The organism is Paracoccus sp. SM22M-07 (assembly GCF_001887735.1).
Taxonomy (GTDB): Bacteria; Pseudomonadota; Alphaproteobacteria; order Rhodobacterales; family Rhodobacteraceae; genus Paracoccus.
This window is the reverse complement of sequence record NZ_JPKW01000026.1, coordinates 1-12,846: the sequence shown is the minus strand read 5'-3', so window position 1 is coordinate 12,846 and position 12,846 is coordinate 1. Positions and strand designations below refer to the sequence as shown.

General features: G+C 57.9%; 10 protein-coding genes and 3 pseudogenes. 6 read left to right on the top strand and 7 right to left on the bottom strand.

Translation table 11 applies throughout. The annotated features are described in order from the left end of the window. A partial coding sequence (locus IE00_RS18580; RefSeq protein ID WP_139291543.1) for an integrase core domain-containing protein occupies positions 1–450 on the top strand: 450 nt, incomplete at its 5' end. A 275-nt stretch (positions 451–725) separates the two neighbouring features. On the opposite strand, the pseudogene IE00_RS20970 reads toward IE00_RS18580, so the two are convergent. The 6 genes and pseudogenes from IE00_RS20970 to IE00_RS18550 form a co-directional block, all read right to left on the bottom strand. Continuing rightward, positions 726–837, bottom strand: a pseudogene (locus IE00_RS20970) (hypothetical protein); the annotation flags it as partial. A gap of 77 nt (positions 838–914) precedes the next feature. Further along, positions 915–1,322: a thermonuclease family protein gene (locus tag IE00_RS18570; RefSeq protein ID WP_072298664.1), complete on the bottom strand. Its 408-nt coding sequence runs from the start codon at positions 1,320–1,322 to the stop codon at positions 915–917. 180 nt (positions 1,323–1,502) lie between these two features. Next, positions 1,503–2,255 carry a hypothetical protein gene (locus IE00_RS18565; RefSeq protein WP_072298663.1) on the bottom strand — a complete coding sequence of 251 codons (753 nt, stop codon included), beginning with the start codon at positions 2,253–2,255 and terminating at the stop codon, positions 1,503–1,505. A 468-nt stretch (positions 2,256–2,723) separates the two neighbouring features. Further along, on the bottom strand, positions 2,724–3,722 hold the full coding sequence (gene repB, locus IE00_RS18560; protein ID WP_072298687.1) for a plasmid partitioning protein RepB: 999 nt from the start codon (positions 3,720–3,722) through the stop codon (positions 2,724–2,726). Continuing rightward, on the bottom strand, positions 3,722–4,906 hold the full coding sequence (gene repA / locus IE00_RS18555) for a plasmid partitioning protein RepA (protein ID WP_042252870.1): 1,185 nt from the start codon (positions 4,904–4,906) through the stop codon (positions 3,722–3,724). Before repA ends, repB begins: the two co-directional genes overlap by 1 nt. A 133-nt stretch (positions 4,907–5,039) precedes the next feature. Next, positions 5,040–5,939: a recombinase family protein gene (locus IE00_RS18550; RefSeq protein WP_072298662.1), complete on the bottom strand. Its 900-nt coding sequence runs from the start codon at positions 5,937–5,939 to the stop codon at positions 5,040–5,042. 286 nt (positions 5,940–6,225) lie between these two features. Here IE00_RS18550 and IE00_RS18545 point away from each other — a divergent pair, with 286 nt between their 5' ends. From IE00_RS18545 to IE00_RS19950, 5 genes and pseudogenes are all read left to right on the top strand, one after another. Continuing rightward, on the top strand, positions 6,226–7,425 hold the full coding sequence (locus tag IE00_RS18545; protein ID WP_072298661.1) for a helix-turn-helix domain-containing protein: 1,200 nt from the start codon (positions 6,226–6,228) through the stop codon (positions 7,423–7,425). 475 nt (positions 7,426–7,900) lie between these two features. Then, a pseudogene (locus IE00_RS18535) lies at positions 7,901–9,089 on the top strand (IS3 family transposase). 757 nt (positions 9,090–9,846) lie between these two features. Beyond that, the gene (locus IE00_RS19955) at positions 9,847–10,245 is read left to right on the top strand and encodes a hypothetical protein (protein WP_139291536.1); all 399 of its coding nucleotides are present in this window, start codon (positions 9,847–9,849) and stop codon (positions 10,243–10,245) included. Between the two features lie 49 nt (positions 10,246–10,294). Then, positions 10,295–11,379, top strand: a protein-coding gene (locus tag IE00_RS18525; protein WP_139291535.1) for an IS3 family transposase whose coding sequence is annotated in 2 segments (ribosomal slippage) — positions 10,295–10,544 and positions 10,544–11,379 — 1,086 coding nt in all. Because the reading frame shifts where the segments join, the coding sequence is not laid out codon by codon here. Positions 11,380–11,522: 143 nt separating this feature from the next. Beyond that, a complete protein-coding gene (locus IE00_RS19950) occupies positions 11,523–12,101 on the top strand; it encodes a hypothetical protein (RefSeq protein ID WP_139291534.1) in 579 nt (192 codons plus the stop codon). Positions 12,102–12,369: 268 nt separating this feature from the next. Here IE00_RS19950 and IE00_RS18515 read toward each other — a convergent pair. Beyond that, a pseudogene (locus tag IE00_RS18515) lies at positions 12,370–12,664 on the bottom strand (transposase); the annotation flags it as partial. Between the last annotated feature and the right edge of the window lie 182 nt (positions 12,665–12,846).

Genomic DNA, 12,846 nt, shown 5'->3' with positions numbered 1-12,846 from the left:
CTCGGCAAGAAGCTGCGGATCCTGACCATCGTCGACACGCATTCCCGCTACTGCCCGGCAACGGATGTGCGGTTCAGCTACCGCGGCGAGGATGTGGTGCAATCCTTGGAACGGGTTTGCCGCAAGGTCGGCTACCCCAAGACGATCAGGGTCGACAATGGCAGCGAATTCATCTCCCGCGATCTGGATCTCTGGGCTTACGCCAGACAGGTCACCCTGGACTTCTCACGGCCCGGCAAGCCCACCGACAACGGCTTCATCGAGGCATTCAACAGCAAGCTGCGCGCCGAATGTCTGAATGCCCACTGGTTCATGAGCCTTGCGGATGCGGCCAAAAAGCTGGAGGATTGGCGAAGACACTACAACGATGACCGTCCCCATAGCGCCATCGGCTACAACGTCCCGAGCGCGCTGCACTTTCCCGATGGCGCAACCAGCCCGCCATCGTGACCAAGGCCGGAAACTCCAGCATCCGGCGGTCCAGAAAACGTAGGCAGACCAACCACCAACCAGGCTCCGGTCGCGGCTGGATGAAAGTTCAGTGGCAGGTCAGACAGCCAGTTCTCCGATCTTGGCATGCAGTGACCGGACCGTCTCCTCATCCACCTCCGCGACAGGCTTTCTGCCGCCGCGCTCGAAGATATCCGCCGCACCGTCGAGCAGCGCGCTCACCATTGTCCTTGAACCGATGGCGGACCATGGCTCGCTCCACTGATGGATCATCGTCGGATGCACGCCGTATTCGGCGGCCAGCTCCGACACAGTGCGCTCGCCCTTCAATGCTTCCAGCGCACCACGCGCCTTAAAGCCCGCGTCATGGTTTCTGCGTTTCCGCATTTCTGATCTCCTAGTTCTTGGAGACCAGCAAACGTCAAATCGTAGCTTCCTTCACTATCCGATTCTCGGGGAGTAGCTCATTTAGCGCGATCAGCGCCGGCTGTATGGCTACCGTCACGGTCATAGTAGGGCACCGCCCAACCGTTCTCGATCATCCATTCCGACAGGCTAACATTGGCTACGGCGCAATCTCCGAGGATGTGGCGATAGCGGTCCTTGCCTTGTGATTGGCATGTTACGTGTCTGCGGGCGATGAAGTCTGAAAGGGCTTGTGCCGCCTGCTGACCGCAGCGCCATGCCCGGCCTTGGCGGTCAAAACAAGGTTGCCGTGATCCAGGCGCGTCGATGGATACCAGCCTGATCCGCTTTCCATGAACTTCAATTGTATCTCCGTCGATTACACTGGCCTGCCCGGCAATACTGTTGGCTAAGCCTGGTCCTGCTACGGTGCAGCACAGGACAGCAACTAAGAAAAACCTATTCATCCGGCGCTTCCTTCCTTGAGACGTTCCTGTAGGGCTTTCCGCCTGCAACATGCTGTTATTCTCAGCTATGCAACAGTGCTGCTAAAGCTTCGTGTTGATTGGAAACGCACACGCCGCCACCGTTTCATGCTCCCTTGATGCACCTCAGGGGCATAACAAAGTCTTGATGGCACCTCTGGATCATGATCCGGCATAAGAATAAGAGGTAGATTGGTATCCAGTCCGCTTGGCGGACTCGCGTAAATCAATGGCCTTTCCCATCGCGGCCAAAGCCTTCGCAAGATCGGAGTCGTCGATCTTGAACGCTGCCAGTCCAGCAAGGTCGAGCGTCTGTACATACTCTGCTTCCATAGCGGCGCGATCCTCACGACCTGCTTGTTCATCATCCGGCGTAGCTGGACGGCCAGCCCACCGACCGAGAAGCGCAAGGGCGCGCTTAGGGGCAGACAGTCGATAGGCATTGCTGACCTGCCGTACCTGCGGTCCGCGGCCCTCATTCGGAATAGGTTCGAAGCGGCGCAGCCAGTCTATGAAGCCGTGTTCACGCAGCGCCTTTAGCGCCCGTACAACCGCGTCACGCGACCTGCACAGTTTGTCGGTGATGTAATCAAGGGACGGGTCAAGTCGGCCCGACTTGAAATTGACCAGATTGGCAAACAGCGCCAGGACCTCCAATGCCACGCCTCCGAGGGGACCGTTCCGCTTGCCGGGCTCCTTGTTGGCCCGCTCATAGTGTCGAGCTGCCATAAGGAATTTCTGCACGTCCTGACGCGACGTCCCGCGCCAGAATGATGCCTCGCACGATCCCTTGCGGCGCGAATTGCGGCGGATCGGTTTACGATCTTCCGCACTGCCGTCTGCGCGCGCACCATCAATAACGCCGTCTATGCGTTTGAAAAAATTGCCGCGTTCTGCGGCCTCTCCGGTATTCATCTGCTGCTCCTCGATCAAGAAGCGCGGTGTCCGCAGGCAAGCCGTATCCGCTCGCACAGATGCGCTTTTTGCTCTTGATTTTCGGGAGTGGGAGGGTAACTATAGCAGGTGAAAACTAGCTGCTAATTCAGGACGCCAATCCTGAGTTTTTCCCAAGCCCCCTCGTGCGGACCCCCGCGCGGGGGGTTTTTCGTTAAGGGTAATCACGACTTAATCCATGATGGCTACTCCTGTAATATACTGAACAGAAGCAGATCAGCGCTACTGGACTGTTCCAAAACACGAAATCCACTCCGCTTAGGCAGGGCAATCGCAGCCCAGTTCCCACATGCAAGAGCTTGATAACGTGTGGAGCGTGACGTAGGAGATCGCTGAATGGGATGATTATTTGCAGTCGAACTAATGTTCACAGCTGTGAACTCGCCCTCACTAGTTCGCATCTTGCGTTTTGATGCGCCGCTCTTATTCTCACGCATCTCGCTTCCACCTATCGTGAAGTTCAGAGACAATACTCTGAGCTTGATCCGCCAGCCAAAGAGCGAAGCCGTCGTCAACGTTCGTCAAATCCAGGCGGATGGCACCATCCGTCCTTTTTGCGGATCCGGCAGGCTTGCCGTCAATGGTCAACGCCACCGCTTTGTTGGCATGTGGTCGTTCACGTTTTTGGCTGATCTGCCGTTTGACATGCTTTGAAACTGCTTCAAACGCTACAACAGAGGCATCCAAGGCGGGTATCTCGTCGTTCGTTTCGCCAGCTTCAAAAGCCCCTTGGCTGCGCGCACTTTCTGCGATCGAGCACAACAAAGCCTGGTCTGAGCCTGCCGCCGATATATCTTTCGCTAGCGCTTCCCAACGGGGTCTGCCAACACCATGAGCCGGTCCTATGGCGCGGGCGAGAGCGGGGTCAATTGCTTTTGCCAAAGCAATGGCCATCGAAACCGCCGAACGAGTCACATTCAGTACTTCGGCAATTTGTGTTTGATTGCCAAACTGACTTTCAAGTAGCTCATTGGCAAACAGGGCTCGCTCAATGTAGCTAAGGTCACGCCGTCCGGTATTTTCAGAAACCTGAGCTTTCAGCGCTGCCGTGTCATCGAGATTTGCAATGAGCGCCCTAATCCTTCCGGTTCGCTCTGAGCCCCTGATGGCCTCAAGGCGGCGGCGGCCATAAACCAGAAGGTATCTGTCCGCTTCACTTGGATGTCGACGCACAAGAATCGGGACAGTCTGACCGTTTTGCTCGATAGAGGTTCGAAGATCCTGAACGTCACTGGGGTCCAATCTATCTGCGAAGCGATCATCATCAATTTGCGCCGGATCAAGATCCCATACGTTATGAGCATCAACTGCATCACGTGCCGATCTGAGCGCTCGGTTACTCGACATCATGGTTCCAGCGGGCGGCGCGGTACCTGCTCCTGAGAGGTTGTCGAGCATCGACATGCGCCGTTTCTTGCTATCTGCCATTACCGCCCCCACGTTTTCTGAATTAGTTGCGAGATCTCATCATTAACTGCATTCAGGCTTTCGATTGCTCTGTCATAAGTGGACCTCGTAAATGCGCTCCTCTCGACTTCATAAAGTGTTTGCTTCGTCAATCCGGCATCAGAAATGGCAGTGGATTTAAGCATCGGGGCATTGAGAACTTTGTCTGAGTACATGGTGCGCAGAAAAGCGACTATGCGGTTTTGCGGAGAATCTGTTGGCTCATAGCGGGTCAAAAGATACCGCATCCAGTCATGGGACATATCCGCACCACTGTCTGCGATGACATCCATCAGGTCTGCAGTCATGCGAAGGAACTGGCTCATGGACATTACATCAAGCATTTCGGGGTGGATTGTGACCAAGACACCCGTTGCGGCTGACAATGCAGACATCGTGAGGAAGCCTAACTGGGGCGGACAGTCGATTACGACAACGTCGTATCTGTCATCAACTTTGGCCAATGCCTCCTTCACGCGAAAGAAAAACAATCCTGCACTACCGCGCGAAAGTGCTCGTGGAGTTTCATGCTCGAACTCCATCAGCTCCAAGTTGCCAGGTATAAGATCCAAGTTCGGGATATATGTCGGCCTGATCACTTCCGTTATTGGAACGGGCGCATCATACCGAATGGCATCATAGAGAGTGCCGCCGTTAGGTAGATCAAACTCAGGCTGAACACCGTGAAGAGCTGTCAGCGATGCTTGAGGGTCAAGGTCAATTGCCAGAACACGATAACCCTTGAGCGCCAGTCGTTGGGCAAGGTGAGCTGCAGATGTGGTCTTTCCAGAGCCACCTTTGAAGTTCATAACCCCGATGATCTGCAAATGATCGCCCGAACGGCGGCCAGGAAGATAGTCGCCAGGCTTTCGCGCAGTTTTCTCCAGCAAAACTCTCAAGCACTGAATATCGTCGGCAGAGTACTGGCGTCTATTGCCCGATGTAACCTCTGGGGAAGGTCCCTTGCCGTCTAGATGAAGCTTGCGCAAATATGAGTCATTCACGCCGAGCAAAGCCGCGGCTTCACCTGACGTAAATTTACGCATTGTTTTGGATGCATCGGGTGGGAACAAACTTTCCCGCTGCGAGTGAAGCTGAGATGCTAGAAGTTCCGAGTGGCCCCGAATTACAGCATTCAGGTTTTCTTGAGTGTTAGCCCTAGTCACTATCGTCTCTGCCCCAAACTCGGTCACGGATTTGGGCGTTTGATCGCCCTTTTCCGTGACTATTGCCAATCAAGTCGGATTCGCGCAAGCGATTTGTCGTCAGGCAAGACTGAGACGGACAAAGAGCGGTAGATCAGTGTCGCGCTGGTGGAGAAAGCATCCCCAGCTTCTCAGCCTGTGCCAGCAGCATCTTGACCGACGAGGGCTGCCAGTTGGTCCGCCCGCGGGGGGTGCGCTCACGCATCGCCTCCAGGCGATCGCAGATGGCCGGGAGGGTAATTTCGGGATCAGCCCCCTTTATCGCAGCCACGATCGCCGGCAGACGGTCGTCGCCTACGCGTCGGGCAGCACGCCCGAGGACCTCCTCGGGCAGGAAGCCGTCCCGAACATAGGCCCGCACAGCCCTCAGGAGCCGCGGCTGTGTCCATTGTCGGTTCTGGGGCAGGGATGCATTGATGATCCGCAGGATATCCTCCCAGGCCATGTGTGGGCGCAGCCTGCGTACATGGGGAACCCAGTCCCCTGCGGTCTGGGCAACGCGTTCCATATATCCGTCATGCCGTGCCAGGCGTACCTTACGAAGCGCCTCCGGGTTTCGGGCACGCAGACCGGGATTTCCGCCGATCCGCCCTTCAAGACGTGCGCTGGCCAGTCCCGCCTTGGTGCGCTCGCGGATCAAGGCCCGCTCGAACTCGGCCGCCGCCCCGAGCACCTGAAGCGTAAACTTTCCCTGGGGCGATGCTGTATCGATCGGATCCTCGATCGAGCGAAAGAACGCACCCTTTGCTTCGAGTTGCTCGATGATCTCCAACAGATGCGAGAGGGATCGAGCCAGCCGGTCAATCCGAATGATAACTAGCGTGTCGCCCTTGCGGATACCGTTCAGGACGCTCGTCAGGACTGGACGGGCGCGATTGCCTCCGGAGGCGTGCTCCTCGCGAATGACTGAGCAGCCGGCGTCTTTCAGAGCCTGGACCTGCGGCAGTAGTGTCTGATCGTCAGTAGAGACACGGGCATAGCCAATCAGGGGCATGGGAAAGGGACCGTTTGCAAATTTATATACCGCCAATAAACGACCGTTTGTAAACGAATGCAACGGCGATATCTGCGGCAGCTATACGGATCCCCGGATCATTTGCGCGCAGCAGAGGACCGAATTCGGCGCCGTTGTGCAATTTCTTTACCTTATTCCAAGCTTTCGGTGTTTCGTCAGCGTGAGGGAGAGTGGCGGGAATTTTGATCCCTTTCTAAAAATACTATGCAACTGAAGAAAGAAGCAGATATGCTAAACTACAAGCGGCATATTTAAGGGATATCAGATGGATGTCGGATCGCTTCTTTTGAGTACCGAGACCCAGGCCGCAAGGGTTGAGGGCATCCTTCTTGCCGACCCCGCCCTGGCTGGATTGTGGCGGATGGAGACAAGCCTTCTGGAAGCCGCTGCATCGGTTGGGCTCGAAGGTGAGCGGATCTCCACGCAGGGGATGGTGCTGCGTCTGACCAGCGGAACGGCGATGGAAGAGGATCCCCGGGCGGTGGAGATGGCCCTGAAGGTTCTGTCCGTCATCCGGCGGCCCGGGGATCCGTTTGGCGCGCCGGTGGCAGTGCTACGCCGGATCGAAGCGGCAGCCGCACCCATCGGGCAGACACGCGACGAGGGTGATCGTCTGGAGGATGCGGAGCTGCCCCTGGTCATGGAGGCCGGTCGCACTTGGTCCCATGCTCCGATCATGGCGGGATGGCGCGCGGCGGCCAGCTATGCCTTCCGTTCCCGCCGCAGCAGCCCGGTGGCCGAGCGCCTGGTCTTCATGGTGGTGGAAGGCGCCGCGCGGCACTTGCAGGGACTGTCTCCTAATCAAAGTGCTGGCCGCGATGATATGGACGAGAGGGCAGGGGGCATGCTGATGCCAACGACTGCCGGATGGATCGTCCCACCATCCGTGTCTCTGACCCGCTATGGCTTTCGGATCTGGTCGCCGATAACAGGCTTGGAAACGTTTCTGGAGGCCGCCACGCGGAGTCTCTCGTATGAGCTTGGCCACCTGGGGACCCTGCGCCATGAATTGGCGCGCCTTTCGAGCATGACATCGAGCGCGCACGGTCGGTCGCGCCTTGTCGACCTGATCACCTATTTGAAGGCACAGCCGGTGATCAGCTCGGCGATGGTCATGGATCATCTGGGCGTGACGCGACGGACGGCCCTGTCTCTGATCGGCGAGCTGGTCGATGCCGGCTGTCTCAGCAACCTCACCGCCCGCAGCACCTCCCGGTTATGGGCGCTGCCATCCCTCGCTGCGCGGATGGGCCAAGCGGGAGGGGCGGTGGTTAGGCGTGGCGGTGTGTCTCGCGGTCGCGAAGCGCGCCGCGAACATTTAGAACAGACGGATCGGTTGGTTCAGTCGCGTGAGGAACGTAACGAAGCCCAGCTCGACCAGATCATGGCGGATCTGGATGATGCCATGTTAGGCGTCAATGACGTCGTACGTCGGTTACTGGGCCGACAGTGGGAAGATGGGTAGGTTGGTCCAAGCCGCCTCCTTAAATGTCCGATGAGACGCGGGTCAGCCCAGCATCTATATCGCTTCCAACCATCTGGGCTGATGAGATCTCTGGAGCAACAGCCGTGGTCGTGGCGCTTCCGCAAAGATCCTAGCCCCCACGGTCACACCCCTTTCCAGAAAACGGATCGCACCATCAAACCGTGGGGTCAAACACTTAGCAAGCGCACTGCCCCAAAAATATCACCGCGCAAGAATGCATTTGACCTCTTCTCTTGTCACTACCCTCAGATCTCGATCAACCCTCACATATCCAGTCGCCTCATCCTTCTGAACCATTGTTAGATCATGAATAAAAACTAGGTAGCGGGAGACGATGGAGGGCGGACGCCCGTAATGGTCCCGAATAGGCGCAACCTTATTTAAGTGAAGTGACGTTGCCCCCTCCGCCTAATCCAGTCTGAGGTAGACTCTGGCCTAACCGAAAGGACCAGAGATGAAGCGCAGTAGGTTCACCGAGGATCAGATCATCGGCATTCTGAAAGAGCACGAGGCCGGCGTTTCCGTCGCCGATCTGTGCCGCAAGCACGGCGTCAGCGATGCGACCGTCTACAAGTGGAAAGCCAAATATGGCGGCATGGATGTCGGCGAGGCGAAGCGTCTGAAGGGGCTCGAGGACGAGAATGCCCGCCTGAAGCGGCTGCTGGCCGATGCGATGCTGGACAATGCGGCGCTTAAGGATCTCCTGGGAAAAAAATGGTAGAGCCCGCCGCGAAGCGGCAAGCGGTCGCGCATCTGGTGGCGGGCCACGGGATGAGCGAACGGCGGGCGTGCCGGGTGATCGGCTGTTGCCGGATGACTGTGCGCTACGAGGCCATCCGTCAGGATGACCCGGTGCTACGCGAGCGGCTGAAGGAGTTGGCGCGGGTCCGTCGCCGGTTCGGCTATCGGCGGCTGCATGTGTTCCTGCGCCGCGAAGGCCACGAGGTGAACCACAAGCGCCTGTTCCGCATCTACCGCGAGGAGCGGTTGCACGTCCGGCGTCGCGGCGGGCGCAAGCGGGCCATCGGCACGCGGGCTCCGATGCCGTTGCCACTGATGCCGAACCAGCGCTGGTCCTTGGACTTCGTGTCTGACCAGCTGACCGATGGCCGCCGCTTCCGGGTGCTGACCGTGGTGGATGACTGCACGCGGGAATGCCTCGCCCTGATCGCTGACACGTCCCTGTCCGGCGCAAGGGTGGCACGGGAGTTGGCGACACTGTTCGAGGTGCGCGGAAAGCCTAAAACTGTGGTCAGCGATAACGGGACCGAGTTCACCTCGAACGCGATCCTGACCTTCGCTGATGACCGCAAGATCGACTGGCATTACATCGCGCCGGGCAAGCCGACCCAGAACGCCTTCATCGAGAGCTTCAACGACCGCCTGCGGGATGAACTCCTGAACGAGACGCTGTTCCCCTCCCTGGGCCATGCCCACGCCACGCTCGCGGCCTGGCTCAAGGACTACAACACCGAACGCCCCCACTCCCGCCTCGGCTGGCAGACGCCTGCCAGTTCGCCCAAACCTTCACCCCGCAACGGGGCCTGACGCTGCGCAATCCGCAAAGCTCCGCGCCAGCCCCCGTTGCCCAACCCGCCCCAACAGGCAAAACTCAAACCCGGAGTCTCGCTCACGCTGGATGAAAGTCGGGGGCAACGTCAGAAGACCCTGACTCTCGGCTAAAGTGTTGGTCGATCCCGCTAGCTACAGGAATTAACGTTCTTGAGAATTTGAAGAGTGAAGACTCTTCGCTCTAGGCTTGTAAAGTTGCAATAGCCGGTCAGCCTGGGCGAGTTTTGCCTCGATCATGACTTCAACGCTTTTCTTGTCCAATGGCTTGAGACGAAACTTTGCTTCTCGGAAGACTTTAACATGATTTGGCATGGGAAGGCTCCTTCTAAAGTTAGCCGCTTTCGATACGAAGACGATGTTTCAAAAATGCGTAAGGAGCGGATTGGGTTGCATCAAACAGCCCGTTCAGCGAACCTTCACTGGCCTAAGTTTGCATTTGGCGCGTCTAATGACGAAAAATCTCATTTTCTGCTACAGTCCCTCATGTGCTTTGTTGGCGAAGGGCTGAATCAAGGGTAGGCCCCTTATCTCAAGCATTTTCACTGGGCTAAATGCGATGCTCGGCTGCCGCTCATCCGGAGCTTGTTCCTGAATCACAGGCTTTGTCTCAGCTATATTTTGATAGTCCAGCGCAGAGCAGCACCCTGCAATGGAGGAGGCGAACTTTTCATGCCATATCTACAACACCAAGGTCGCAGACTTCTCTACCTACACGTCCCCAAGACTGGAGGTAGCACCGTAGAAACGTGGTTGAAGACGATCTCACCTTTGCATTTTCACAGCGTCGGTGTCCCGGCTGCCCTATGTTGCGTGCCACAGCATTTCCGAATGGTGGATTTCAAAGCCCTTTTCGGAAAAGGATATTTTGATAACGCCGTAATGACTGTTCGTAATCCCTATGATCGGATCCCTAGCGAATACCGCATGCGCGCTCTTCTGGCTGGTAAGGTTTTTTGGAAGGCTTGGCCGAGCTTCTCACTCTGGCTCGAGGCCAATCTCGAAGCGGCAGCCGAGAACCCCTTCCATCTCGACAATCACATGCGTCCACAATGGGAGTTCCACGGATCCGATGTTGAGGTGTGGCGCTTCGAGGATGGCCTACTCGCCTTGACTGCACACATAGCGAAATTACTAAACGTGAGCCCGCCCACGAACTTGCCAAAGGTTCATGATACTTCAAGCGCGTCGATCGAGGTGAGCTGGGATGGTAATCCCCCCCGATCTTAGGGGGATGCGGAAGTAGAATTTTCTCGGCAGGATGAACGAGGAGATTCCGATGAAGAAGACACGTTTCACCGAGGCCCAGATCATGGGTGTACTGCGCCAGATGGAGGGCGGTGTGCCTGCTGCGGAGTTGTGCCGTGAGCACGGGATGAGCAGCGCCACGCTGTACAAATGGCGGGCGAAGTACGGCGGGATGGATGCCAGCCTAATCAGCGAGATGAAGGCCATGGCGGAAGAGAACCGCCGCCTGAAGCGCATGTACGCTGACGTCAGCATGCAAAATGATCTGCTCAAGGAGGCCCTGGGAAGAAAGTGACACGGCCAGCGAACCGCCGCGCGCTGGCCGAGAAAGCGGTGGCAACGAGGGGCGTCAGCATTGCGCTGGCGTGCCGGGCGTTCGACGTCAGCGAGACGTGCTATCGATATAGCCCCAAGCTGGACGATGAGAACGAGCAGATCGCCGACCTGTTGCTTGGGCTGACAAGGGCGAAGAAGAGCTGGGGCTTCGGTTTGTGTTTCCTGTACATGCGTAACGTTCAGGGCCACGGGTGGAACCACAAGCGTGTGTACCGGATATACCGCGAGCTGGAGCTGAACCTGCGGATCAAGCCGCGCAAGCGTTTGAATTGGGAGAAGCCTGACGCACTGGCGGTTCCAGAGGCTGCGAATGAGGTCTGGTCAATGGACTTCATGGCCGATCGCCTCGGAGATGGGCGCCAATTCCGGCTGCTGAATGTTCTGGACGACTTCAACCGTGAGGGCCTGGGCATTGAGATCGACTTCTCGCTGCCCGCCGAGCGGGTCGTCCGGGCCCTGAACCAGATCATCGAATGGCGCGGCGCGCCAAAGACGATCAGGGTCGACAACGGCCCTGAATACATCAGCGGCACCCTCATGGAATGGGCCGAACACAAGGGCATCTCGCTGGCCCACATCCAGCCCGGAAAGCCGCAGCAGAACGCCTATGTCGAGCGCTACAACCGGACGGTCCGGCATGAATGGCTGGACCTCCACATTTTCGAAACCATCGGCGAGGTGCAACAGATTGCCACCGAGTGGCTCTGGTCCTACAACAATGGCCCCAACATGGGCAATGGCGGGATGACGCCCGCCCAGAAACTGAGAATGGCCGCGTAAATTCTACGACCAAGCCCCCGCAAAAACGGGGGGATTACCCCGTTACAGGCAGGCGCACAGGCCGGAGCTTGAACGGGAGGCGGGAGCGACGGTCACGGCCACTGCGCGCATCTGGAACATCTGCGTCGGTTCCGGCTTTTACTATGGTCTCCGGAGGAGGAGACGGGGATTCATGGGAGATGACGATGAAAAGCTCAATCACTTGGCTGACCGGATGTGCGGTCTGCGCCTTTGCCGGCATGGCGAGTGCGGACTGTGCCGACGATCTGGCCCGTTTGACCAGCGAGACGGGGATGGGTGCCGAAACCGGTGCCTCAATGGCGCCCGAGGCTGAATCGGTTGAAGGGATTGCAAAGGACGGGTCATTGGCGCCTTTGGAAACGCCCGATGCTGACACGGGTGCAGCAACGGACACGACCGAAGACCCACCTGACGCTGCGTCCTCGGACGCTTCGGAAGCGACAGCCGATGGCGAAATTGCCAAAGATGGATCACTTGCGCCTCTTGAGGGGACGGAAGCCGAGGCCGGGACCGAGGTCGCCATGTCCGGACAGGATGTCCAAGCACAGCAAGATGGTGAACCCACCGCGGCCGAGGCTGCCGCCTCCGATGCCGAACCGACTGCCGATCACGAGGGTCTGATGGAGGAAGCCCGGACTGCACTTGCCGCGGGTGATGAGGAGGCATGCCGCGCGGCGGTCGAACAGATCGACGCCATGTGACCAGAGCCCGCGCCATTGTCTCGGGCGCGGGCCTTTTGTCTAGTCAACTTCGATGGAAGACCAAATCTTTGACTCTGAGGCAGGGCACTGTTTTGCAATGTGTTAGAACGGCCACCAGCGGCCGCCGCTACAAACTCGCGGGAGGCTGGCGTGAGCTGGTCGCGAGGGTGAAAGCTCATGGGGCTATTACTTCCAAAGTCGTTCACTGACTTCATCCTCGGACCAAGGCCGCAACCCGGCCGCTTCTAGGGTCGGGACTCTTTCTTAATCACAGCCAGAACAGGACGGTTGCGGCAAATGCGATTGCGGAGAGGTAGGTTTGCGGGCACCTGCGCGTAACGCGTGGCGACACGTTTCCAGTCTTTCAGACGACCAAACATGATCTCGATACGATTGCATCTTTTGTAGCGCCGCTTGTCGCATTTCACGGACTTCTTGCGGGACTTCCGGCCGGGGATGCAGGCGCTTGTCCCTTTGTCTTCCAACGTTTCTTGCAGCCAGTCGGCGTCATATCCCCTGCCAGCCAGAAATCACTCCGCCTTCGGCAGGCTGCCGGGCAGTGCTGGCTATGTCAGCGGTCCCTTGACACTAATCGATGCGATCCGCAGCATGGCTGACAGCTTCATTTTCACCGCGTCGCTTTGCCCGCATCTGGCTGCGGGCGCACTGGCCTCTGTCAGGCAGGTGAGGGCACATCCGGAACAGCGTTTCCGGCAAGCCACCAATGCAAGGGTCCTGCGATCCA

What these genes read in the sequence shown, in the direction of transcription:
- IE00_RS18570 (WP_072298664.1), bottom strand. Translation starts at nt 1,322, where the DNA reads ATGAATAGGTTTTTCTTAGTTGCTGTCCTGTGCTGCACCGTAGCAGGA.
- IE00_RS18565 (WP_072298663.1), bottom strand. Translation starts at nt 2,255, where the DNA reads ATGAATACCGGAGAGGCCGCAGAACGCGGCAATTTTTTCAAACGCATA.
- repB (WP_072298687.1), bottom strand. Translation starts at nt 3,722, where the DNA reads ATGGCAGATAGCAAGAAACGGCGCATGTCGATGCTCGACAACCTCTCA.
- IE00_RS18550 (WP_072298662.1), bottom strand. Translation starts at nt 5,939, where the DNA reads ATGCCCCTGATTGGCTATGCCCGTGTCTCTACTGACGATCAGACACTA.
- IE00_RS18545 (WP_072298661.1), top strand. Translation starts at nt 6,226, where the DNA reads ATGGATGTCGGATCGCTTCTTTTGAGTACCGAGACCCAGGCCGCAAGG.
- IE00_RS19955 (WP_139291536.1), top strand. Translation starts at nt 9,847, where the DNA reads ATGGTGGATTTCAAAGCCCTTTTCGGAAAAGGATATTTTGATAACGCC.
- IE00_RS19950 (WP_139291534.1), top strand. Translation starts at nt 11,523, where the DNA reads ATGGTCTCCGGAGGAGGAGACGGGGATTCATGGGAGATGACGATGAAA.